The sequence below is a fragment of the Trinickia symbiotica genome (genome assembly GCF_003028655.1).
GTDB lineage: Bacteria > Pseudomonadota > Gammaproteobacteria > Burkholderiales > Burkholderiaceae > Trinickia > Trinickia symbiotica_A.
Window position 1 is genome coordinate 269,298 of the sequence record NZ_PYUC01000002.1, and the last position, 22,675, is coordinate 291,972.

At 62.3% G+C, this 22,675-nt stretch carries 18 protein-coding genes; 10 read left to right on the forward strand and 8 right to left on the reverse strand.

Annotated features, from left to right (window positions below; translation table 11 throughout):
* Positions 1-46 precede the first annotated feature (46 nt).
* Positions 47-988 (forward strand): LysR family transcriptional regulator, encoded by a 942-nt coding sequence (locus tag C9I57_RS04700; protein ID WP_107149486.1) that lies wholly within the window; start codon positions 47-49, stop codon positions 986-988.
* A 59-nt stretch (positions 989-1,047) separates the two neighbouring features.
* Here C9I57_RS04700 and C9I57_RS04705 read toward each other — a convergent pair whose 3' ends face one another.
* From C9I57_RS04705 to C9I57_RS04720, 4 genes are all read right to left on the reverse strand, one after another.
* Positions 1,048-1,425, reverse strand: coding sequence for a superinfection immunity protein (locus C9I57_RS04705; RefSeq protein WP_107149487.1), 378 nt, complete (start codon positions 1,423-1,425; stop codon positions 1,048-1,050).
* 217 nt (positions 1,426-1,642) lie between these two features.
* The gene (locus tag C9I57_RS04710) at positions 1,643-2,182 is read right to left on the reverse strand and encodes a GNAT family N-acetyltransferase (protein WP_107149488.1); all 540 of its coding nucleotides are present in this window, start codon (positions 2,180-2,182) and stop codon (positions 1,643-1,645) included.
* Positions 2,183-2,320: 138 nt separating this feature from the next.
* Positions 2,321-4,069, reverse strand: a complete 1,749-nt coding sequence (gene acpA, locus C9I57_RS04715) for an acid phosphatase (protein ID WP_107149489.1) — start codon at positions 4,067-4,069, stop codon at positions 2,321-2,323.
* 233 nt (positions 4,070-4,302) lie between these two features.
* A complete protein-coding gene (locus tag C9I57_RS04720) occupies positions 4,303-6,231 on the reverse strand; it encodes a sigma-54-dependent Fis family transcriptional regulator (protein WP_107149725.1) in 1,929 nt (642 codons plus the stop codon).
* A 425-nt stretch (positions 6,232-6,656) separates the two neighbouring features.
* On the opposite strand from C9I57_RS04720, the gene C9I57_RS04725 reads away from it, so the two are divergent.
* From C9I57_RS04725 to C9I57_RS04740, 4 genes are all read left to right on the forward strand, one after another.
* Positions 6,657-7,712 carry an ATP-NAD kinase family protein gene (locus C9I57_RS04725; protein WP_107149490.1) on the forward strand — a complete coding sequence of 352 codons (1,056 nt, stop codon included), beginning with the start codon at positions 6,657-6,659 and terminating at the stop codon, positions 7,710-7,712.
* Positions 7,713-7,793: 81 nt separating this feature from the next.
* A complete protein-coding gene (locus C9I57_RS04730) occupies positions 7,794-8,777 on the forward strand; it encodes a thiamine pyrophosphate-dependent dehydrogenase E1 component subunit alpha (protein ID WP_107149491.1) in 984 nt (327 codons plus the stop codon).
* A gap of 38 nt (positions 8,778-8,815) precedes the next feature.
* Positions 8,816-9,820 (forward strand): alpha-ketoacid dehydrogenase subunit beta, encoded by a 1,005-nt coding sequence (locus tag C9I57_RS04735; RefSeq protein WP_107149492.1) that lies wholly within the window; start codon positions 8,816-8,818, stop codon positions 9,818-9,820.
* Between the two features lie 3 nt (positions 9,821-9,823).
* Positions 9,824-10,927 carry an acetoin dehydrogenase dihydrolipoyllysine-residue acetyltransferase subunit gene (locus tag C9I57_RS04740; RefSeq protein ID WP_107149493.1) on the forward strand — a complete coding sequence of 368 codons (1,104 nt, stop codon included), beginning with the start codon at positions 9,824-9,826 and terminating at the stop codon, positions 10,925-10,927.
* Positions 10,928-10,946: 19 nt separating this feature from the next.
* Here C9I57_RS04740 and C9I57_RS04745 read toward each other — a convergent pair whose 3' ends face one another.
* The 3 genes from C9I57_RS04745 to C9I57_RS04755 all read right to left on the reverse strand — a co-directional run bounded on the left by C9I57_RS04745 (position 10,947) and on the right by C9I57_RS04755 (position 13,901).
* Positions 10,947-11,909, reverse strand: coding sequence for an SOS response-associated peptidase family protein (locus C9I57_RS04745; RefSeq protein ID WP_107149494.1), 963 nt, complete (start codon positions 11,907-11,909; stop codon positions 10,947-10,949).
* A gap of 58 nt (positions 11,910-11,967) precedes the next feature.
* The gene (locus C9I57_RS04750; RefSeq protein WP_107149495.1) at positions 11,968-13,158 is read right to left on the reverse strand and encodes a TIGR03118 family protein; all 1,191 of its coding nucleotides are present in this window, start codon (positions 13,156-13,158) and stop codon (positions 11,968-11,970) included.
* A gap of 140 nt (positions 13,159-13,298) precedes the next feature.
* Positions 13,299-13,901 (reverse strand): isochorismatase family cysteine hydrolase, encoded by a 603-nt coding sequence (locus C9I57_RS04755; protein ID WP_107149726.1) that lies wholly within the window; start codon positions 13,899-13,901, stop codon positions 13,299-13,301.
* 243 nt (positions 13,902-14,144) lie between these two features.
* Here C9I57_RS04755 and C9I57_RS04760 point away from each other — a divergent pair, with 243 nt between their 5' ends.
* The 4 genes from C9I57_RS04760 to C9I57_RS04775 all read left to right on the forward strand — a co-directional run bounded on the left by C9I57_RS04760 (position 14,145) and on the right by C9I57_RS04775 (position 19,790).
* Positions 14,145-14,600 carry an NUDIX domain-containing protein gene (locus C9I57_RS04760; RefSeq protein ID WP_440130177.1) on the forward strand — a complete coding sequence of 152 codons (456 nt, stop codon included), beginning with the start codon at positions 14,145-14,147 and terminating at the stop codon, positions 14,598-14,600.
* 235 nt (positions 14,601-14,835) lie between these two features.
* Positions 14,836-16,059 carry an MFS transporter gene (locus C9I57_RS04765; RefSeq protein WP_107149497.1) on the forward strand — a complete coding sequence of 408 codons (1,224 nt, stop codon included), beginning with the start codon at positions 14,836-14,838 and terminating at the stop codon, positions 16,057-16,059.
* 303 nt (positions 16,060-16,362) lie between these two features.
* Complete coding sequence (locus C9I57_RS04770; RefSeq protein WP_107149727.1) at positions 16,363-17,223, forward strand: TetR/AcrR family transcriptional regulator; 861 nt, start codon at positions 16,363-16,365, stop codon at positions 17,221-17,223.
* Positions 17,224-17,372: 149 nt separating this feature from the next.
* Positions 17,373-19,790, forward strand: a complete 2,418-nt coding sequence (locus tag C9I57_RS04775; RefSeq protein ID WP_107149498.1) for an acyl-CoA dehydrogenase — start codon at positions 17,373-17,375, stop codon at positions 19,788-19,790.
* Positions 19,791-20,004: 214 nt separating this feature from the next.
* On the opposite strand, the gene C9I57_RS04780 is transcribed toward C9I57_RS04775, so the two are convergent.
* Complete coding sequence (locus C9I57_RS04780) at positions 20,005-20,637, reverse strand: peptidase E (RefSeq protein WP_258187528.1); 633 nt, start codon at positions 20,635-20,637, stop codon at positions 20,005-20,007.
* Positions 20,638-21,175: 538 nt separating this feature from the next.
* On the opposite strand from C9I57_RS04780, the gene C9I57_RS04785 reads away from it, so the two are divergent.
* A complete protein-coding gene (locus C9I57_RS04785; RefSeq protein WP_181321725.1) occupies positions 21,176-22,183 on the forward strand; it encodes a serine hydrolase domain-containing protein in 1,008 nt (335 codons plus the stop codon).
* Positions 22,184-22,675: the final 492 nt, after the last annotated feature.

Consider the following 22,675-nt stretch of genomic DNA (forward strand, 5'->3'; position numbering starts at 1 on the left):
GGCGGTAACATTGAAATGATTGTTTTCATTCGTGAACAATGGGGATATGGATACGCAAAAGGTGGAGGGGCTCTGGGTGCACTTGCACTGGCTGACCGTGCTTGCCGACCAAGGCAGCTATACGGCCGCGGCCAATCGATTGGGTGTCAGCAAAGCAGCGATGAGCCAGCGTATCGCAGAGCTCGAGCGCGCGGCGGGCGTGGCGCTTGTGCAGCGCACCACGCGCAGCGTGCGTTTTACGGAAGCGGGCCAGCGGCTCGTCGAGGCGACGCGCGCGCACTATGAAACGATCGCAAGCAGCTTCGAATCCGTGCGCGACATGGCGGGCCTGCCGCGCGGACTGATCCGGTTGACCGCGCCGGTCGCACTTGCGCGCCAGCAGATCGTGCCTCGCCTATCCGCGTTTCTCAACGAGCATCCTCAGATTCGCGTCCAGATGGAAGTATCGGACAGGCTCGCTTCGCTTGCGACGGAAGGCTTCGATCTCGCGATTCGCCACAGCGCTCATCCACCGGAAACCCATGTGGCGTGGAAGCTTTGCAAGACGCAGTCGGTGCTTGTCGCAACCCGCGCGTATATCAAGCGGCGCGGTCTGCCCGAGACGCCTCACGATCTCGCCAAGCACGACTGCCTTTTCTATCCGAGGGGATCGGGTCCGGCCGTTTGGTCATTCGAGCGCGGCACAGCAAGAAAAAGTTCGGGGGAGCCCGTCGCCGTTACCGTCAATGGTCCGTTTTCGGCGAACAACAGCGAGGCGCTGCGCGATGCCGCGCTCGATGATCTCGGCATCGCGTTGTTGCCCGACTTCAGCGCACAGTCAGCCGTGCAGTCGGGAAAGTTGGTCGTCGTGCTGCCCGAGTGGCGCACGTTGGGTGCATTCGCCGAGCAGCTTTATATCGTGCGGCCTTATGCCCATCATGTTCCGCAGGCCGTGGCGCTTTTTGTCGCCTATCTGCGCTCGGCGTTTGCCGATGGCTTTCCGCTCTGATCGTTGCGCCCGCAACTAAACGTGATGCGGCGCTACAGGGTTGGGTTTCAAGGCCGGCTTTACTTCTGCCGAGCGTGCTCGCGACCCGCGTTCACCGTCACAGGCACCGGTTGGTGCGAGAGTGGGCTCCGGGAAAGTCCGCCGGGCAGCGCCACGCCGCTCTTCGCATGCGCGACGAGCTTGGCGATCGTCGTGCGGGCCCACGCCTGGCGGCGCCGCGCTACCACTTGCGCGATCGGACGGTCATTCACCGGACGATGGGCCCATACGAACGCGGCGATCCATCCGATGACGGTCCAACCGAGCAGAACATTGACGAGCGTAATCGCCAGCGCGTCGTCGCGCTCGTTGGCGTCCGCCACGATCGAAGGCGCTAGGTAGAAGCTGAGCGCCGCAAGCAGAGCAAGACCTTCGAAACCTTTCACAATCGTTAGCATTCCGCCACCTCACATTCATTCGTAGACCAGTTCGCCCCGCATTGACGAGGCTTCGCTCGGGATGCCGACGCCGCACCCGTCGCTCTTCGAGCGCAACGTGGGTTCAATGCGCCGACACAACGTTAGAAGTGAGTTTAGGCCTTTGCTATCGGAAATCTATGTCGATTGAAACGAATTCACCGTTGCCGTTGCGCTAACAATCGGCGTGGCCAGGGCACTAGCCCGGAGCGTCACTGCGGCGAATGCAATAGCGCCCGTAGTCGCTATCGCCGCCGCTCGTGTCCGTCACTTGCTTCATGCCGATCTTTTCGGCGACACGACGGGACGCAATGTTCTCCGAAGCAATGTCCGCGATGACCTCCTCCAAATGCACCGTCTCGAACGCATGCCGCAACAGCGCCCTCGCCGCCTCCGTTGCGATCCCTCTTCCCCACGCGCGGCGGACGAGCCTCCATCCGATTTCGACTTCGGGGCCGACGCCATGGTCGGGAATCAGCAAGACCCAACCGAGGAACCGACTCGGCGAATTCATTTCGCGAATCGTCCAGTAGCCGAGTCCCGGTGGGTACGGTCGCGTGGTGCGCACTTCGATCAAGCGTCGATGTGCGATCGGATCGTTCCAGGGGCCCGCGATGTACCGCGTCACCTCGGGATCGAGATCCATCTCGATGCAGGCATCCGCGTCTTCGAGTGTGCGTTGACGGATAAGAAGACGCGGTGTGTCGAGCGGCGGCAGGCGAGCGAGACGGGTCGGCATGGCATTCGAGGACGAAGCGGGAGCGGTAACAGAACGCCACTATGATGGCAGACGTTCTGCTTTGCCGTTCTACGCCATCGCCGTCAAGCGCCGGTGGCATGGCGCCGCCGGCGTTCCCTAATGGTCGCGCCCACTACGTCAAGCGGACAAATTGAGCGCGTTGGTCAGGTCGCCCATCGGCGCCTGGCCGCGCTCGCGCATCGCCGCGTCGCGCGTGCGCAGGCCGTCGAGCAACTCGAGATCGAACACGCGCGTGATGAAGCGCAGGATCGACCCCGTGTCGTAGACCGTATGATCGACATAGCCCTTCTTCGCCAATGGCGACACCACGAGCGCCGGGATACGCGTGCCTGGCCCCCAGCGGTCACCCTTCGGCGGCGCGACGTGGTCCCACCATCCGCCGTTCTCGTCGACCGTCACGATGACCACCATGTCCTCCCATTGCGGACTCGCGCGCAGTGCCTTGACGGCATGCACGATGTGGCGATCGCCCGAAGCCACGTCCGCATAGCCCGCGTGCATATTCAGGTTGCCCTGGGGCTTGTAGAACGTAACCGGCGGTAACCGGCCCGCACGCGCGTCCGCAAGAAAGCGGTTCGTGCTCTCATCGTCGCCGAGGCCGGCGTCGCGCAGATGTTTCGCGCGCGCGGCAGTGCCGGGCCCGAGATTCGCGAAGTAGTTGAACGGCTGATGGTGATACTGGAAGTTCGGAATTAAAGGCGTGCCGTCGGTCAGGTTCTTGCCGTGCATCTCGAGCGTCTGCTGGAACGCACCCGCGTACCACGCCCAGTCGATTCCGCGCTTGTCGAGCTTGTCGCCAATGTGCTCGTGCGTCTGCGGCGGTACGACCATCGCATTGCTGTCGCGCGTGAGGTCGACTACGCCGTCCGCACCGACCGCATAGGGCGTAGGCGCATACGGCGGCATCATCGTGTTGACCGCGTAGCTGACGGTGCGGCCGTCGGCGATCGTCTCCGGCGGCGTCAGCGCGCTTGGGCCGAACTTCGGGATGCCCTCCATCGCGCTTTTCGGCGATGCGTCGAGCGGCTTCAGGTTCGGGTCGTCCGGCCGTCCGCTGACAGTCGCCGCGATCTGATGCTTCGCAATGCTACGCGCCGGGTCTGGGTAGACCGGCGGCGTCGCCGCGGCGAGGTATTGGTGATTCAGGAACGAGCCGCCGAATGCGCCCTGGAAGAAGTTGTCGCAGAGAACGTACTCGCTCGCGAGGTCCCACATCCTCAAGTCGTAGCTCGCGTTCGCATAGTGGCCCATTGTGAAGCCGCCCGAGTCCGCCCAAGCGGCGAACATGTCGTTCTTGCCGCCGTTGATCTGCATCTGGTTCTGGTAGAACACGTGCCAGAGGTCGTGCGTGACGAGCGACAGCGGCAGGTTTTCGCCCTGTGGGCCCTTCAGCGCGAACGGTGCGTTCGGCAGGTCGAGCTGGTACTGCTCGCCGGCTTTGTAGGTGACGCCGTCCGCGACCTGGTCCTTCAGCAGCCAGCCGCCCGGAACTTTCGGCAGCTTGGGCAACACCGTCGTGCCGTCGCGATCGCGCTGCAGATAGTCTTCCGGCTTCAGCGCGGAGAGCGGGCGCTCAACGCCCGGGTAGTCGCCGAAAAGATTATTGAAGCTGCGATTTTCCGCGAAGATCACGACGACTGTCTTCACCTTGTTGCGAAGTGGGCGGTCGAACTCCGGGCCCGCTGCGACACCGGTGACAGCGGCGTTGCGAGGCGTCGAAGGCACAGCGCAACCTGCCAACCCGCCGCCCATCGCGACGGCTGCGACGCCGCCTAGAAAGTGGCGCCGGCTGGGGCGCTGCGGTGTTTGCGTGGGCTCGGAGTCCTTATCCTCGGGGTGGGAAGTCGGCTGTTCGGGCTTTTTCATTCGTTTTCCGTTCGTTGTGAAATCGTCGATGGTGCCGGTCGGATGCCGGGCCTAGGCCAAGCAGAGCGATAGTGTAAGGCCCGCGCGCCGGTCAACGGCCAACCCGCCCATACTTTGGGGCGATATCTTTGCGGAATTATGGTGACGTTTGCGTGACAGAGGACGCGGAGGAAGTCCCCGTGGGGACGAGTTGCGTCCTTGTCGGCGCAAGTCGGCTCAGTGCAACGACCCGCTCAGAGGCGGTGCGGACCGATGATGCCCAGCTTCGCGATCCTCCGGTACAGCGTCGCGCGTGACATGCCGAGCGCCTGCGCGGCGGCGTTCGGCCGCCAATGATGGTGGGTGAGCGCCGCGATGATGCGCGCGCGCTCGTCGTCGGTGGCGACCAACGAAGGCGGTTCGTTCGCCGAGTCGGTCACGAGTTGCGCCGCGAAATCTGGCGACAGGTGCTGCAGCGCCACGCAAGCCGAATCGCACACCGCGCATGCATAGCGCAGCACGTTGCGCAATTGACGAATGTTGCCGGGCCACGCGAATGTGGCAAGCAGCCCGGCGAGCCGCGGATCGAGCGTGAGCACGTGGCCGGCCGCCTGCGCTTCCTCGTCGAACACCGCATCGATCACATCGCCGATATCCGCGCGCTCGCGCAGCGGCGGTATCCGCAGCTCCGCGCCGCTCAAGCGATAGTAAAGATCTTCGCGGAACGATCCCGCTTCGACCATGTGCGCGAGATCCCGGTGGGTCGCGCAGATGACCTCGATATCGACATGCACCGGCGTATCGCCGCCGAGCGGCACCACTTCACCTTCGGCGAGCACACGTAGCAGGCGTGTTTGCAGGCTGAGCGGCATGTCGCCGATTTCGTCGAGAAACAGCGTGCCTCCATGCGCGAGCGCGATCTTGCCGCGCGCACCGCGGCTGCGTGCGCCGGTGAACGCGCCGGGCGCATAGCCGAACAGCTCGCTCTCGATCAGGGATTCGGGAATCGCCCCGCAATTGACGGCGACAAACGGCCGCGTGCGCCGCGACCCCGAATCGTGCACGGCGTGCGCGAACACCTCCTTGCCGACGCCGGTTTCGCCGAGGAGGAGGATCGGCAGCCGCTTGCCGGCGATCCGCAATGCGACTTCCGCGTTGCGCGCGATCCGTTCGTCGCGGCTCTGCAAAAAGCGGCTCATCGCGCCGATGCTTCCGTTCGCGCGCACCTCGCCTTGCGTGGCTGCCAAGACTGTGCGCGCCGCGCGTTTCATCGGTGCGCGGATACGTGCGTAGAACATCGCGCCCGTCGCCCGAAGCCGCAGCGCAACGATCATGTCGGTGCGCGCGATGTCGTTGAGACGGACATCGGATGTGTCGAATATCTCGTCGACGTGACGGGGGCCATCGAGGCCCGCGATGCTCTCGCGGGCCTTGCGGTTCACGGCGGCGATGTTGCCGCATTCGTCGAACGCGATCAGCACTTCGGGTTGCGCTTCGACGAAATGGCGGTTTTGATGGCCGAAGAGAATCCAGTGCTGGGCCGTCTGATTCAGGAAATAGCCGTCCTCGATCAAGCTCGCGCTTTGTCGCACCAGCTGAAAGACAAGGCCTTGGCTGTCTCGGTTATCCGGCGATTGAATCGCCGATGCATCGAGCACGCCGATCAGCTCGCCCGTGGGCGCGAAGATCGGCGACGCGCTGCACGTCAGCGTCGTGAACGCGGCACGGAAGTGATCCGTCTTGTGCACGGTGATGGGCGCGAGATCGGTCAGCACATTCGCGATGCCGCACGTGCCCTCCTCGCGCTCGGACCAGCACGAGCCGAGATAGAGCCCCGCTCGCTTGAAATCGTTGCGCCGGTCGCGATCGATCCGATAGTCGATCGTGACGCCGTGCGCGTCAGACAGCATCACGCAATAGTCGGCGACGCGGATCATTTCATGCAGCCGGGTCAGGCACTGCCCGGACGCGCGCAAAAAGGCCTGCTCCTTGTCCTGGACTTCTCGCAGCTCCGCCGACGACAGCACGCGCGGGCCGATTACGGAACCCGGGTCGAGCCGGTATTGCTCATACGAACGCTGCCACGACGACACGAGGCGCGGCGAGTTGGCGGGGGCGGGCAACCGTCCTTCGATTGCCCCGCGTACGCGATCGATGTGCTGCGTTTGAGAAACGTAAGGCATGGCCGGCTCCGGGCGAGCGACACCGAGTAGGCGGGTTCCCGTCTTGTAGCACATCCGCGATGGGCGATCACACTGCGATGCAGCAAGTGCGTCGCATGAGACGAACGTCTCATGCATCGACGAGACGTTGGTCTCGTCGCGCAAACCGTTGTGTGGCGCGGCATGCGGGTATTGCCGCTCTGTGCGTCTCACGTTGAACCCGATCGCAGGACGTGCTCGTGAGACACATCGAACGTCGAGCCAAGGGCATGACGACAGCAGCCACCAGCGCGTCACATCCGCAGAGCCCTTTGAATACGCGGCTTGCGGGGCATTTGAGCGACGCCGAAGCACTTTGGCACATCCATTGCAGTGGCAGACGCGCGCAACGGCGCCTCACTACTACAAGTCCGCGCTTCTGCAACTCGCGGACAGGAGACAAGCCAGTGTCATCGCTCATCACCGTCGGCGTGATCGCGAACCCCGCATCGGGCCGCGATATACGACGCCTCACCACGCATGCCTCGGTCTTTCCGACCGCCGAGAAAGCGAACATGGTCGTGCGCCTGCTCGCAGGCCTCGGCATGCTCGGCGTGGGCCGCGTGTTGATGCTGCGCGATAAGACCGGCGTGGCGGCATTGGTGCTGCGCGCGCTCGAAACGCATGCGGCCGTGGGCGAGCCGCAGCGCTGGCCCAACGTCGAATTCCTCGATCTGCCGATCACGGACAGCGTGACGGACACCCATGCTGGTGTCGCGCAGATGGTCCGCATGGGCGTCGATCTGATCGCGGTGCTGGGCGGCGACGGCACGCATCGCGCGGTTGCCGCGCATTGCGGCGAAGTACCGCTATTGACGCTCTCGACCGGCACCAACAACGCGTTTCCCGATCTGCGCGAAGCGACAGTGGCAGGCGTTGCGGGTGCGCTCGCCGCGTCGGGTCTTGTGCCGCCCGACATCGCATTGACGCGCAACAAGCGCCTCGTCGTCCGCTGCGTCGCGGGTCCGCACAAGGGCCGCGAAGAAATCGCGCTCGTCGACGTGTGCGTGAGCCGGCAGCGCTTCGTCGGTGCCCGGGCCGTTTCCGAGCCGGGCGATATCGAAACGCTCTTTCTTACGTTTGCGGCGCCGGACGGCATCGGCCTGTCGTCGATCGGCGGCGCGTGGGCGCCTGTCGAGCGGACGGCACCGCATGGGCTGCATCTCACGTTCGCACGCGCGGGCGAATCCGGAATGCCGATCTTCGCGCCGATTGCGCCAGGCCGCCTCGATCAGGTCACGCTGCGCACCTGCGAGCGTTTCGAAGCCGGCCATTGGGCGCCGCTGCATGCGGAACACGGGACCCTCGCGTTCGATGGCGAGCGCGAAATTGAATTGGAGCGCGACGACCGTTACGAGATCGCGCTCGACTGGGCGGGCCCGCTCACCGTGGATGGAGGCCGCACGCTGCGTTACTCGGCATCGCGGCAGTTGATGCGCGAATTGGCGGCGCATCGAAGGTGATCGACGCTGGACGAAGCGAAAACCAAATCACTGCTTACTGAAGTGGCAGTCAACATCGAGATCGTTCCAAGGAGACAAACCATGTCCGTTTCGAATCAGTTGAGCAAGGAAAAACTGCTGGAGGCGTATCGGATGATGCGCACGATCCGCGAGTTCGAGGAGCGTCTGCATGTCGAGTTCGCAACCGGCGAGATCCCGGGTTTCGTGCATCTGTATGCCGGCGAGGAGGCGTCGGCGGTCGGCACGATGATGCATCTGAGCGATGTGGACTATGTCGCGACGACGCACCGCGGTCATGGTCACTGCATCGCGAAGGGCGTCGACGTGCGGGCAATGATGGCCGAAATCTACGGCCGCAGGACCGGCGTCTGCCACGGCAAGGGTGGCTCGATGCACATCGCCGATCTATCGAAAGGGATGCTCGGCGCAAACGGGATCGTCGGCGCCGGTGCTCCGCTCATATGCGGCGCCGCGCTTGCCGCGAAGCTCAAGAAGACTGGCGGCGTGGGTGTGTGCTTCTTCGGCGATGGCGCGTCGAACCAGGGCGTGGTCTTCGAATCGATGAACCTCGCTTCCGTATGGCGCCTGCCGGCGATCTTCGTCGCCGAGAACAACGGCTATGCGGAGGCGACCTCGTCGACATGGTCGGTCGCGTCCGACAACATCGCCGACCGCGCCAACGGCTTCGGCATGCCCGGCGTGATCGTCGACGGCTTCGATTTCTTCGCCGTGCACGAAGCGCTCGGTGCCGCAATCGAGCGGGCGCGCAATGGCGGCGGCCCGACGCTCGTCGAAGTGAAGTTCTCCCGCTATTTCGGCCACTTCGAAGGCGATGCACAAACCTATCGCGCGCCCGGTGAAGTGCAGAAGCTGCGCGACGAAAAGGACTGCCTGAAGCGCTTCGAAGAGCGCGTGGTGCGTGCAGAAATGCTCGACTCGGACGAGCTGCGCGGCATCGATGCCGAGGTGAAGCAGCTGATCGACAACGCAGTGACGGATGCGAAGGCGGCGCCGTTGCCGACTGCCGACGATTTGCTGACCGATGTCTACGTGTCGTATCCGTAACGCGCACGTCGAACCATTTCGAACTTCAGGAGACAGACATGGCACGGAAAATTACGTTTTCCCAGGCGATCAATGAAGCGCTGAGCCAGGAAATGGCGCGCGACGAAAGCGTCATCGTGATGGGCGAGGACAACGCGGGCGGCGCGGGATCGCCCGGCGAAGAGGATGCGTGGGGCGGCGTGCTCGGCGTCACGAAGGGGCTCTTTCATAAGTACCCGGGACGCGTGCTCGACACGCCACTGTCCGAAGGCGGCTTCATCGGCGCGGCGGTCGGTGCAGCCGCGTGCGGGATGCGCCCGGTTGCCGAGTTGATGTTCATCGACTTCATGGGCGTATGCTTCGACCAGATCTTCAATCAGGCCGCGAAGTTCCGCTATATGTTCGGCGGCAAGGCGGTGACGCCGGTGGTGATTCGCACGATGCAGGGCGCGGGCTTGCGCGCAGCGGCGCAGCACTCGCAGATGCTGACGTCGCTCTTCACCCATATACCTGGCCTGAAAGTCGTCTGTCCATCCACCCCGTACGACGCTAAAGGACTATTGATCCAGGCGATTCGCGACGACGATCCGGTCATCTTCTGCGAGCACAAGCTGCTCTATGGCCGCGAGGGCGACGTGCCGGAGGAGTCGTACACGATACCGTTCGGCGAGGCGAACGTGGTCCGCGAAGGCGACGACGCAACCATCGTGACCTATGGCCGCATGGTCCACTACGCGACGGAGGCCGCCGAAAAACTCGGGAAGGAAGGCGTCCATGTCGATGTACTCGACTTGCGCACGACGTCACCGCTCGACGAAGACACGATACTCGAAAGCGCCGAGCGCACCGGGCGCGTCGTCATTGTCGATGAGGCGAATCCCCGTTGCTCGATCGCGACCGACATCGCCGCGCTTGTCGCGCAGCGCGCATTCCATTCGCTGAAGGCGCCTATCGAACTCGTGACCGCGCCGCATACGCCCGCGCCATTTTCCGGTGTGCTCGAGGACCTGTACATCCCCTCGGCGGACAACATCGCCGCGGCCGTGCGGAAAGTGAGGAGCTGATCGATGCCGATTCACATGATCACGATGCCCAAGTGGGGCCTTTCGATGGAGCAGGGGCAGGTCAACGGCTGGCTCAAGGCGATCGGCGACAAGGTTGCGAAAGGCGACGAGGTGCTCGACGTCGAGACAGACAAGATCGCGTCGGGCGTCGAATGCACTTTCGACGGCACGCTGCGCAGGCAGATCGCGCAGGAAGGCGACACGTTGCCGATCGGCGCACTGCTCGGCGTGGTGGCCGACGAAGCAACGTCCGATGCCGAGATCGACGCGGCGGTTGAAGCGTTCCAGCGCGACTTCGTGGCGGCCGCGGCCGACACCGCCGATGCCGGGCCACAGCCGGAAAAGGCACAGATCGCCGGGCGCACCGTGCGGTATCTGAAGATGGGCGACGGCGGCACGCCGGTCGCGCTGATCCACGGCTTCGGCGGCGATCTGAACAACTGGCTCTTCAATCATGCGGAACTCGCCGCGCACCGCGCTGTCTGGGCGCTCGATCTGCCGGGGCATGGGGAGTCGGGCAAGGCGGTCGAGACCGGAAGCGTCGACGAACTGGCCGACAGCGTCATCGCGTTTCTCGACGACCGCGGCATCGAGCGTGCGCATCTCGTGGGGCATTCGATGGGCGGCGCAGTGTCGATGACGGTCGCGGCGAAAGCGCCCGAGCGCGTCGTATCACTCGCGCTGATCGCGGCGGCCGGTCTCGGCGAAGAGATTAATCGCGAGTACATCGAAGGTTTCGTTGCCGGCAGCACGCGCAACGCACTGAAGCCGCATCTGTTGAAGCTCTTCGCCGACGAGTCGCTCGTCACTCGGCAGCTGATCGAAGATATCGTCAAATATAAGCGGCTCGAAGGCGTGAAGGAGGCGTTGCAGAAGATCGCCGCGTCCTCGTTCGAAGGCGGCGTCCAGCAGCGTGTCTATCGCGACCGGCTCGAGACGCTCGCGCCCCGGACGCTGGTGATCTGGGGGGCGCGGGACCAGATCATTCCCGCCAAGCAGGCGCAGGGGCTGCCGGGAAGCGTGCACGTGATCGAGGGCAAGGGACACATGGTGCAGATGGAGGCTGCATCGGAAGTGAACCGTCTGCTCAACGAGTTCTTTGGGTAATCGTGGTGGACGCCGCCCCTCACGCCGCCAGCAAGTGCTCGTAGAACGGCCGTTCACGATCATCGAGAACGGTATAGAGCTGCGCGAGATCGGCGGCGTCGGGGCGAAGCCAAGCATCGACGTTTTGCGGCTTAATCGGGATGATGCAGCGCGTGTGGCCGACAGCTGCAATTTCGGGCGGAGGCTCGTCAGTAATCGCGGCAAACGACAGCAGACTCGGTTCGTCCTTTCCCTCCCAGCGCGACCAGAGGCAAGCGAGCAGCATGTCTTGAGCTGAGCTCGGTTTGAATTCGAGAATCACATTCTCGTCTCGCTCGCCCGCCTTCAGTTCGCGCCGCTCGAGCCGTGCCTTGCTGACATGCTCGTAAAAGGCGGTCGCGACCAAGAGACCATGCGAGTACCCGAACAGCGTCTTCCAGAACCCTTCGAGGTTGTCCCGCCGAGCGATATACGTCCCGGGATATTTCGTGTCGTAGAGAGCGGGCTTTCCAGCGAGACGACATTGGTATCGCATGGGCTTCACGACGCGCTCGCCGCCTTCCATGACGAGGACGGGTGCGTAGTGGCCCGGAAAAATTCGCGCGTCCCGTTCTCCGTCTAGCTCAGGTCGGCGCAGATCGTCGAGCCGTTGGAGCGCAGCCTCGATCTTGTTCGTCGCAATTCGCTTGCTTTCGGTTGCGGCCTTTGTCGCCTTGGCCTGCAGGCTGCGTTCGGCATCGGCGAGGCGAGCGCGCTGCTTGAAGATCTCCTGCTCCAGCTTCGCCGCCTGCGCCTTGTTGAAACGCGCGATCATCTCTTTGATGCGCTGCTCTTCATTCGTCTGCGGCTCATCGAACATCGCATCGATCGCTTTCGGTATAGAGATCGCCCTTCCCTGCTCTCGCTCCCAATAGAGCTGGACGAACTCTCGCAGATCGATGCGTGCACCGAAAGTCCTGAGGAATTTCCGGTAGTCCGCCTTGATCTGCGCCGAATAGCACATGGTCGCCCTCCTGGTTCGAGCGTCCATGATAGCGCTGCGTCGCGAGCCGCACTTCCCGCTATTGCCTCGGCTCAGCCGACGCGTGTGCCTTGGAGGCGTTCACTGGACTTATCATGCCGAACAGCCCATTGACTTCCTTGTTGGGACCCGCCGAGAAATACAACGCGTCCGAGCTCGAGTTGCGACCGCCACCGAGTGTGAGCGTCCACAAGCCGTCGATCGATATCGGATTGCCGTTTGCATCCTCCAGCTGATCGACGAGCGTGCCGTCATTATTGAAGACGTTGATTCGGCCGTCGCCGAAGTTGCCGATCAGGATTTTCCCGCTGAAGCGGCCGAATGCAAACGACGCGCGCGTGACTCCCCACGGTGAGTTAAGCGTCCCTCGGCTGGCGAAGCGGCGCAGCAGGTGACCGTCCGTATCAAAGACATCGACGAAGCCGTTACCTTTGCCAGCGACGTCGTCGTGCTTATCTTCGTTCTGTTTTGCGTAGGTGACGAAAAGATCCCCATTGATATTGGCGATGCCAAACGGCGCATATCCCGCAGGGATGTGTGAGTCGACGAACCCACCGTCCGTCGTTGCTGGCGTGAAAAAGCCGTTCGTCCCGCCGCTCGGCCCGAACACATCGATATGCCCTGAGCGGAAGTTCGTCGCAAACAGGAATGCGCCTTTTGCGTTCACACCGAAAACGAGACCCTTGTAGACCGCCCCGTTGGCGGCGGAGGGAACGGCAGAATTATCGATCGCGATCACGGCGTTGGTCGCCGGATTCAAGCCGCCGGCCCAAGCGGAAATCGTGCCGTCCTCGGTCGCGAAGATGAATACGGCAGGGATCGTGGTGCCTGGCACGAGAAACGCCGGCGAGGGATTCCATACCATCCCGGTCGGCGCCGCGGGCGCGGTTTGCGGTGGGTTGTTCGGGAAGAAGGGATGACAGGCGCTGGCCGGTATGACGTTGCCTGGCAGCGGGATGGAGACCTGTAGCGCCACTTTCGTGCCCTCGCCGTCATACAGCGTGGCGCAGCCTGTCGCATTGTCGTTGACCCAGAATGGGCTTCCTGCAGGACTGAACGCGATACCCCATGCGTTCTGTAGTACGCCGTCGACCTTCGGGGCAGCGCCTGCCAAGTTGGATACGAGCGGTGTGACGACATAAACATCATCGTCAGCCGCATGCCCGATCGTGAAACCGGCCGCGAGGACAAGTGCGGCCGCCGTTTTGAGACCCCAAGACACCTGACACATGACGCCCTCCTTCGCCTGACTGCTGAGGAATTGATCCGCGAGCTAGCACCGGAGAAGCGTAAACGACGGGTGTTCTTCGAAAATTCCGCCCTGCTCACAAATTCGAATGACTACCCCTTCGAATTGCGGGATAGGGTCGACTAGGCAAGCAACAACAAGGCATCCGCAAGCGAGAGAACTGTTGTGCGCGAAGCGAATGCTGTTGAAAACAGATGATCGTGCACAACGTGGTCAGGGTCGTAGCAGCAATCCTTGACCGTGAACAAGCGAAAGTCCGCATCGCTCGCATACGCCACCGACGACAGCACGACACCGGTCGACGCGATGCCGACCATGATTAGTGTATCGATACCCTGCGCCAAGAGCCGTGCCTGCAAGTCCGTACCAAAGAACACGCTGGCACGATGCGCGATGATGAGCGGTTCAGTGGACTGCTGGTTGAGCTCCGGCACGATCTGGTCGTCGACGAAAAGACCCAGTTGCTTGATTCCCTGCCCATTCCGGTTCAATGGACTGACCTCCGGATAGCCCGGACTAAAATGGATCTTCGCGAAATAGACGTTGACACGCTTGGCCCGCGCAGCGTCGCAGAGCTTTCGCGTATTGGCGAGCAAGGTGGGTGCGACCGATGGGAATAAGCGCAGGATGTCAGTCTGATAGTGCATGACCACTAGAGCGGTTTGCGCTGGAACAATCGCCGGAATCTGCGTGTTCACGCTGTGCGCCTCACCGGCGCTTTCCATGCCCTGTCGATGGCCTGCCGAATCGACGGGCCGAAGCTCGATGCGTGGCGACATAAGGCTACGCGAGAAAGAATGATGCTCGACTCTATCACGGTGACGTCGATTGCATTGACGGATGCAGCTTCCGCGCATACAACGCCAGCTGCTTGCCCTGCGCCTCAGCGCCTGAACGAGCGCTGAGTCGTTGCATCATGGAAGGAACGAGGAGATCACGTGACGGGCCTTGATCGCGCGCCAGCGGCTATGCTTATCGACTCAGCCTGGCGCATGGCGCTTCGCTTCGGGTTTCCGCTCGCTCGCGCCTGGTGGCGCCTTCGGCGGCCTCGCCATGAAGGCGCGCTGGTAGCGATCTACGTCGGGCGAGCGCTGTTGCTTGTGAAGTCATCGTACCGAGCCGAGTGGAGTCTTCCCGGCGGTAGCATTCGGACCGGTGAGACGCCTGATGCAGCGGCGCAGCGCGAAATGGAAGAGGAAATTGGTCTCTCGTCGTATCCATTACTCCCCGCGGGCAGCGTCTGCGGCAATTGGGACGGACGAATCGACCGAGTGCATTTCTTCGAACTCCACCTCGATTGCATACCCGAGTTGCGCCTTGATAACCGCGAGATCATCGCCGCGCATCTGGCGTCGCCAGAGGAGTTGGAGGGCATCGCGCTAACAGGGGCCGTCGCAGCGTATCTCCGCGGAGATCTCTGCTGATAGTTTGCCCCCGCTCATTAAAAAACAACTTTCACCATTCTTTCGTTTCGACTACTAAGATACTCAGTGACGCATGGCGCTATGCGCAGGCGCTAAGGGATTACCCCTTCAAAAGCGCACTTAACCCTGCACCTGCTTAAAGACCCTGTAAACTCGCCTAGCCAACCCAACGGGGGTGCCCGCGCGGCGCTTCACCGGCCTTGCGGAAGATTCTGGAGACACAGGAGAAGAAACAATGGCTTGGACACGCGAACAGAGGAATGTGACGATCGCCGCCTACCTGGGCTGGACGCTCGACGCATTCGATTTCTTTCTGATGGTTTTCGTCCTGAAAGATATCGCAGCCGAATTCAATACGAAGATACCCGAAGTCGCACTCGCCATCACGCTCACGCTCGCCATGCGTCCGCTCGGTGCGCTGATTTTCGGCCGCCTCGCCGACCGCTTCGGCCGTCGGCCCACGCTGATGGTCAACATCGCGATCTATTCGTTGCTCGAGCTGGTCTCGGGCTTCTCCCCCAACCTCGCGACGCTCATCGTCCTGCGCGCGCTCTTCGGCGTCGCGATGGGCGGCGAATGGGGCGTCGGCTCGGCGCTGACGATGGAGACGATCCCCGCGCACTCGCGCGGCATCGTGTCAGGCTTGCTGCAAGCGGGCTACCCGAGCGGCTACCTGATCGCCTCGATCGTATTCGGCCTGCTGTACCAGTACGTCGGCTGGCGCGGCATGTTCTTCGTCGGCGTGGTCCCCGCACTGCTCGTGCTCTACATCCGGAGCAACGTGCCCGAATCGCCAGCCTGGCAGGCGATGGAGAAAACCGGTCGCCCGCCTCTCGTCGATACGCTGAAGCGGAACTGGGTGCTCGCCGTCTATTCGATCATCCTCATGACGGCCTTCAACTTCTTCTCGCACGGCACGCAAGACCTTTATCCGACCTTCCTGCGCGAGCAGCACAAGTTCGATCCGCACACCGTATCGGCAATCGCCATCGTGCTCAACATCGGCGCCATCATCGGCGGTCTCTTCTTCGGCGCCGTCTCCGAGAAAATCGGCCGCCGCAAGGCAATCTGCATCGCCGCCCTCATCGCCCTCCCTGTGCTGCCGCTGTGGGCGTTCTCGAGCGGCGCCATCGCGCTCGCCATCGGTGCCTTCCTCATGCAGATTTCAGTGCAAGGCGCATGGGGCGTCATCCCCGCGTATCTGAACGAAATCTCGCCCGATGAAGTTCGAGCGACGTTCCCCGGGTTCGTCTATCAGCTTGGCAATCTGATCGCGTCGGTCAACGCCACGCTGCAAGCAGGCGTCGCGGTGAGCAACGGCAACAACTACGCCTTTGCGCTCGCCGTCGTGGCCGGCGTAGCGGCCATCGTCATTGCCATCCTGATTCTGTTCGGGCGCGAACGGCGCGGTGTGGATATGACCAGTTCCGCCGCGCAAATCGGCGAACCGGTCCGATAATCGGCGAAGCATCCATCGCCCTGCCAAGGCGTCGCAATCCGGCGCCTTGGCACCGCGGGCAGTAGCTCGCTCTGCCTCAATTCAAGCGCCGCGCACTCGTCACACCGAAACTTCCGCACAAAAGGGGCGCCAGCGCCTAAGATTTGAAAAAGCACAAACGTACGCCACTAGAGGAGTCTATCGACAAACAAAGCTTGCCGCGGCAACAGCCTGTTCTTATCGTTGCCGGAATAAAAAGAGTTTCAATCAACAACTTGAATCGATCGCTTGTTCGCGGCCGGGCCACCGGCATGGGAGGCGCACATGGCAGTTCGTACAACGAGCCGGACCACCGGCGATACCAAAACACGCATCCTCGACGCGGCCGAAGACATCTTCGTCGACCTCGGTTTCGAGGCGATGTCGCTGCGGCAGATCACGTCGCGTGCCGACGTGAACCTCGCCGCCGTCAACTATCACTTCGGCAGCAAAGAGGCGCTCATTCATGCGATGCTCGCCCGGCGCCTGGATCGGCTCAACGAAGAGCGGCTAGCGCTGCTTGATCGCTTCGACGCTCAGCTCGGCCCGCGGCTCACGTGTGAGCACGTGCTCGGTGCGATGTTCATCCCGGCCTTGCGCCTCTCTCGCGATCCGCACGCGGGCGGACGCGCATTCCTCAAGTTGCTCGGTCGAGCCTATACGGACCCGTCCGCCTTCATTCACGATTTTCTCAATCGCCATTACGCCTCGGTTGCGGAGCGATTCTTCGAAGCGTTTCAGCGAGCGTTGCCGCATCTGCCGCGCGAAGAGCTCGGCTGGCGGCTGCATTTCGCGATCGGCGCCCTTTCAGGCGTGCTCGCCGGCGCCGATACGGACAACCTCCTCGCCGAGTTTTCGCAAGGGCGGTCGATGAACGATCTCCAGTTGATCGCGCGTCTCGCTTCGCTAATGGTTGCCGCGCTCAAAGCGCCATTGCAGGACCCGGCGCAACTGAACGCTTTCGCGGCCGTGCTCGGCGAGGCCGCCGAGGGCAGCGATGCGGCCGCCGGCATCAGCGCTTGCGGAGCACTGGACCGGCAACCACGCACCGATGCCGGCATGGAGAGCGCTGCGCCGTCCCAGCCCGCAGCGGCGACGCGGCCCGTCGTCACGCAAGCGCCAACGCAGGCACGTCAAACGCACTGAGACGGCTTTGGCTGCGGCAGGCCGAGCCGCACGAGCGTATTGCCGTATCGAGCCGCACAGAGCTGCGTCGAGCCGCATAGGATCCGGCATTCGGCCATGCCGCAAGCCATGCCATGCACCGATGAAGCGCATGGCGATGAGGAACGGACATGGGATGGCTCGTCATCGCGCTTGTCGTTGCGGGGCTGATCGCATGCCTGTTGCTTGCGAAGCCGGTGCGCCGTCGCGTACTGTCCGGGCCGATCCTCGCCGCGCTGCGTAAGACGTTACCCGACATGTCACCGACGGAGCGCGATGCCATCGAGGCCGGCAGCGTCTGGTGGGACGGCGAAATCTTCACGGGGCGCCCACGCTGGGATGCACTGCTCGCCCACGGCGCGCCGAAGCTCACCGGCGACGAGCGTCGTTTCATCGATGAGGAGTGCGAACGACTTGCCGAACTCGTGAACGATTGGGAAGTCACCACCGTTGTGCAGGATCTGCCGGAAGCCGCATGGCGGTACATCAAAGAAAACGGCTTCCTAGGCATGATCATCGGCAAGCAGCACAGTGGCATGGCGTTCAGCGCGTACGCCCATTCGCAGGTGGTCATGAAGCTCGCGTCGAGATCGCCGACGGCCGCGGTATCGGTGTTGGTGCCAAACTCGCTAGGTCCTGCCGAGCTGCTGCTTCATTACGGCACGGAATCGCAAAAGTCCCACTATTTGCCGCGGCTCGCACGAGGCGAGGATATCCCCTGTTTCGCGTTGACGAGCCCCTATGCGGGCTCGGATGCGGCGGCGATTCCCGATGTCGGCATCGTCTGCCGGGAGAACTTCGAGGGCCAAGAGACGCTCGGCTTTCGCCTGACGTGGGAAAAGCGCTACATCACGCTCGCCCCGACCGCGACAGTGCTTGGTCTCGCATTTCGCGCGCGCGACCCTGATCGCCTGCTCGGCCAGGAAGTCGAACTCGGCATGACGTGTGCGCTCATTCCCACCATGCATCCGGGCGTATCGATCGGCCGCCGTCACTGGCCACTCAACACCGTGTTTCAAAACGGGCCGACTTCAGGCAAGGACGTCATCCGGCTCGACTGGGTGATCGGCGGACGAACCCAGATCGGCAATGGCTGGCGCATGCTGATGGAATGCCTCGCGGCCGGCCGTTCGATCTCGCTGCCCTCTTCCAATGTCGGCTTGGTGAAGTCGGCCGTGCGAGGCGTCAGCGCCTACACGGCGGCGCGTCGACAATTCAAGGTACCGATCGGCTCATCCGAAGGAGTCCAGGAACTGCTTGGCCGCATGGGCGGGCATCTCTATGTGATCGACGCGGTGCGGCGGTTTTGCGCGCAAGCCGTCGACCTTGGCGAAAAGCCGGCCGTGCTCTCGGCGATCGCAAAGTACCACGTGACTGAGCGCGCGCGCATGATCGTCGATGACGGCATGGACATCCTCGGCGGCAAAGGCATCTGCCTCGGGCCGTCGAATTTTCTCGGCCGCGTCTATCAGCAGATGCCGATATCGATCACCGTGGAGGGCGCGAACATCGTCACTCGCTCGCTCATCATCTTCGGCCAAGGTGCGCTACGCTGCCATCCGTATCTGCTCGAGGAATTTGCTGCCGCCCGGGCCCCGGACGCCCAAGCGGGATTGATCGCCTTCGACGATGCCTTTTTCCGTCACGCGCGCTTCATTGCATCGAACGCACTATGCAGCATTCTTCATTCGCTAACGGTCGGCCTTTTGATCGCGGCGCCGAAAGCGGCAAGCCCAGCGCTCTCGGGTTATTACCGCTCGGCCACGCGGCTCGCGATCGCTTTTGCCCTGGTCGCCGATGTTTCGCTGCTGCTGCTCGGCGGCTCTCTGAAGCGCCGCGAGCGCCTCTCGGCCCGGCTCGGCGATGTGCTCTCGCAATGGGTCCTGATCTCGGCCACGCTCAAGCGATTCGAGGATGAGGGGCGACCCGAGGCAGACCTGCCGCTCGTGCGATGGGGAGTCGAAGATGCGCTTCGCCGCGCGCACGAGGCCTTCGAGGGTCTTTTTGCGAACTACCCGAATCGCTTCGTCGCGGGCCTGCTGCGTATGCTCACGTTTCCGTTCGATTTGCGCCGCCCTGCGCCGAGCGATGCGCTCACGGCCGATATCGCCCGATTGCTGCAAGCGCCAACGCCAACGCGCGAGCGACTTCTCGCGGGCTCGTATGTGTCGGCGGACGAACGCGATCCGCTCAATTGCGGCGAACGATTATTGCGGCTCGCGCCTCAAGTAGCGGGAATCGAACTCAAGTTGCGCCGGGCGTTGCGCGAGGGCCGGCTTTCAGCGATGCCGCAGAGCCTCGCTGACCTGCCGGCATGGGCGGCTGCGGCAGAGCGCGACGGATACATCGACACGATCGAGCGCGCGACGCTGGACACGTATGCACGCGATGGCGCCGCGTTCGTGAAGGTGGATGACTTCCCTGCCGATTTCGGCACGAGCGCCGAGTTAAAAAACAACAGCAATAGCAACAGCGTCGGCATCACCGCGGCCCGCAAAAACCAGCGCCCAGCAGGGCAATCGACTTCGATGAAAATCGATCAACACTGATCTCGAAATTCACTCAACGTTGAACCTTGTTCGTTTAAGTTGGAACTCCCCGGGCTCGAGGCGCGGGCCGCCTCCCAGCGGCTTATGGCCGAACGCCGAAGCCCATTATTGAACGACGGTCGATCTTACCAGCACGGCCCGGAACTTCCTCTGTCGACCCGAAGGGGGCACTCGATGGCGCCGATAACAGCCCTTCACGATGGCTCAAACGCTACTAGCCAACAACCTCGCTCCGCATGCCATCCACCACAAAAGCTTCGCCGTCCCTTAACGTTCGATATGGCATTTGGTGACGCTCGTAGAATTCGACTTCCTCACCCACTATAGCCGACTCAGGATGATCTGATTCGAAGTGTACGACGAGGGAAAATGGCAAAAGTCGAAGCCCCTCCCATACCACTGCTGGATCGTATCCCGGTGGAATTTCAACAGGATCGCTAACGCGATCAAGAGCGCGGAGCGTGCTCGAAGCAATGACCGCTGCCGCACTAAATCCTGAGTAGACGATCCTGTCACGTTCCAGCAAATCCGCAATGACGACATCGAATCCGCTTTGCTTCATTGCCCTGCGAAGTACGAATGCGTTACCGCCGTTCACCCATACGACGTCGAACTGCTGTAGTGCCTCGTCCAGGCGATCAGGGGCCCCGAAGAACTGTCGAAGATCGAGTTCTCGCACCGTGAACCCCAACGCTCGAAGCTTTGTTACTTGATTGTCCAGCCACTGCGTTCTCGCCGTTTCACGATGGTCAAGCGCATTGACGATGATTGCTGCTCGCATTTCACGGCCGACCAGCCGCACAAGTTGATCAGGCCTGGCGCCAACATCGAATGACGAAAGGTACATGCGCACGGCGGATTCCCCACGTATCGACAGTGCAGTCTGCGATTCCTAACAGCGTGCACCGTGTACAAATAAATGCAAGAGCTTGTGAAATCTCCTCCTGCATGCGCGCCGAGACAATTTGCATCTCGGAGAGCGATTGAAGTTCGACAAAGCGGTCCAACAGCCCGCCACTCTCGGTTAATCCGTTGAGAATGTCGGAAAGGCCGACGATAGGCCTGCACGTACGGTTCGGCTCACCGAAGCCTGACCAATACAGGCCGAAGCACGAGGTCGTGAATTATGTGCCTTCGTCGCGGGTCGTTCGTACAGCGCATTGTCAACGATCTTGATGCCGATGTCGAATGGCCGATTGTGGCCGGCTACTGCCTCGCGCGGCCGGCAGCAGTCGACCCCGAAGCGGACGCTCGTCATCACTGAAAGCGGTCGCTCAAACGGCTGCCAGCAACGGCCGTTGGCGTGCTAAGACAAGTTCCGCCGTACACGTTGTGGGCGTTGCAGTCGGTACAATTCCTCCAGAATGCTGCCGATATGTGAACAGATGACCGATCTCGAACGATTCCTCGCTGAAACAACTGCCGGCGGCAAGATTTCTGGCGTATCTCTTGCCGCTCTTCGCGCAGGGACGAGAAGTGTCGAATATTACTTTGGGGTTCGCGGTGCGCACGACCGCGCTAGTGTCGATGCGGCGACCGTCTTCGAGGCTGCGTCTCTCACCAAACCGCTCATTGCCTATATCGCCCTCCAGCTTGTCGAAGAAGGGCTTCTTGATCTGCAAAAACCCCTATTCGAAATCTGCGGCGATTACATACCCGGCGACTCGAACTCTCGCCGGATAACTGCCTTTCATGTACTGACACACACCACCGGTCTTCCAAATATTGTCCGCGACAGCGCTCCGCTTCGCACGTATTTCATGCCCGGCGAGCGATTCAGCTATGGCAGCAGTGCGTTTGCATGGCTTCAACGCGCGTTGGAGACCGTAAGCGCGCGCCCGCTGGAGATGCTGGCGCGAGAGCGCGTGTTCGAGCCGTTGGGCATGCGTCATTCGAGCCTGGAGTGGCAAGAGCGCTTCAGGGTCAACCATGCGCAGGGGCACGAGTGGGAAGGTGAGCCGGTGCCTAAGCGTCGCGTGCAGACAGCGCAGGCCTCGTGGTCGCTCCTGACGACGGCATCCGATTACATCGGCTTTGTTCAGCATGTACTGGCTCGCCGAGGCTTGACGGCAGCGAGCTACGATCAATGGTTTGCACCTCGCGTCAATACGCGGCAAGGCGACGACGCGGAAGATCTCATCGGTCAAAACCCGCCTGATCCAAACGTTGCCTGGGGATTGGGCTGGGGACTCGAACCGCTCCAAGGTTGCTTCTTTCACTGGGGAAACAACGCGGGATTCCGGGCGCTTGTTTTGGCCAATCGGGCGACGCAGGATGCAGTCGTTTGGTTTGCCAATTCGGCCAGAGGCCTGAGACTGATACATACCGTCCTGCAAGAAGCCGTTCCCGGCGAACACCCCGCCGTCGGATGGCTTCGGATCGGCAACTTGTGACTCATCGAAACCGGCATCGCGCAACCGAAACCGGCAACCCCATATCTCCACAGCAGTCATCGGATGGTTGGGGTTGTCAGCCAATCCGGTTGACCGGCAACGCGGTCTCGAACACCGTCTCGTGTTCGCGATGGACTCGAAACGCGGTTGATCCTGCTCGCCAAGAAAACACGCTTTCGACAGAGGTGCGCATGTACAGCGCGCGGCCGCAAAATCATCGATTGCAATCGTCGCCCGGCCGCGTCGTTCACATGTCGGTCTGCGCCGCCATCTCCAGCGCGTCGTCGACCTCGACGCCGAGGTAGCTAGCTTCACATTCCACCGTAAATCATCGACCAGACGCAGAAAACACAGCACAACGCTAGCACGACCAATGAACCATCAGAGAAGAAGGATAAAGTCCGATCCCCGAGCGCTCGATGCTGTCTTCCTAACAGGAACGCCATACCTTGACCGGTAGGACCAAATCGACCTAACTGAGGCCGCCCATAT

Bases quoted from the DNA above. Each gene is read 5' to 3' on its own strand.
- C9I57_RS04700 (WP_107149486.1), top strand. From the start codon at position 47: ATGGATACGCAAAAGGTGGAGGGGCTCTGGGTGCACTTGCACTGGCTG.
- C9I57_RS04705 (WP_107149487.1), bottom strand. From the start codon at position 1,425: ATGCTAACGATTGTGAAAGGTTTCGAAGGTCTTGCTCTGCTTGCGGCG.
- C9I57_RS04710 (WP_107149488.1), bottom strand. From the start codon at position 2,182: ATGCCGACCCGTCTCGCTCGCCTGCCGCCGCTCGACACACCGCGTCTT.
- acpA (WP_107149489.1), bottom strand. From the start codon at position 4,069: ATGAAAAAGCCCGAACAGCCGACTTCCCACCCCGAGGATAAGGACTCC.
- C9I57_RS04720 (WP_107149725.1), bottom strand. From the start codon at position 6,231: ATGCCTTACGTTTCTCAAACGCAGCACATCGATCGCGTACGCGGGGCA.
- C9I57_RS04730 (WP_107149491.1), top strand. From the start codon at position 7,794: ATGTCCGTTTCGAATCAGTTGAGCAAGGAAAAACTGCTGGAGGCGTAT.
- C9I57_RS04735 (WP_107149492.1), top strand. From the start codon at position 8,816: ATGGCACGGAAAATTACGTTTTCCCAGGCGATCAATGAAGCGCTGAGC.
- C9I57_RS04740 (WP_107149493.1), top strand. From the start codon at position 9,824: ATGCCGATTCACATGATCACGATGCCCAAGTGGGGCCTTTCGATGGAG.
- C9I57_RS04745 (WP_107149494.1), bottom strand. From the start codon at position 11,909: ATGTGCTATTCGGCGCAGATCAAGGCGGACTACCGGAAATTCCTCAGG.
- C9I57_RS04750 (WP_107149495.1), bottom strand. From the start codon at position 13,158: ATGTGTCAGGTGTCTTGGGGTCTCAAAACGGCGGCCGCACTTGTCCTC.
- C9I57_RS04755 (WP_107149726.1), bottom strand. From the start codon at position 13,901: ATGGAAAGCGCCGGTGAGGCGCACAGCGTGAACACGCAGATTCCGGCG.
- C9I57_RS04760 (WP_440130177.1), top strand. From the start codon at position 14,145: ATGCTTATCGACTCAGCCTGGCGCATGGCGCTTCGCTTCGGGTTTCCG.
- C9I57_RS04765 (WP_107149497.1), top strand. From the start codon at position 14,836: ATGGCTTGGACACGCGAACAGAGGAATGTGACGATCGCCGCCTACCTG.
- C9I57_RS04770 (WP_107149727.1), top strand. From the start codon at position 16,363: ATGGCAGTTCGTACAACGAGCCGGACCACCGGCGATACCAAAACACGC.
- C9I57_RS04775 (WP_107149498.1), top strand. From the start codon at position 17,373: ATGGGATGGCTCGTCATCGCGCTTGTCGTTGCGGGGCTGATCGCATGC.
- C9I57_RS04780 (WP_258187528.1), bottom strand. From the start codon at position 20,637: ATGTACCTTTCGTCATTCGATGTTGGCGCCAGGCCTGATCAACTTGTG.
- C9I57_RS04785 (WP_181321725.1), top strand. From the start codon at position 21,176: ATGACCGATCTCGAACGATTCCTCGCTGAAACAACTGCCGGCGGCAAG.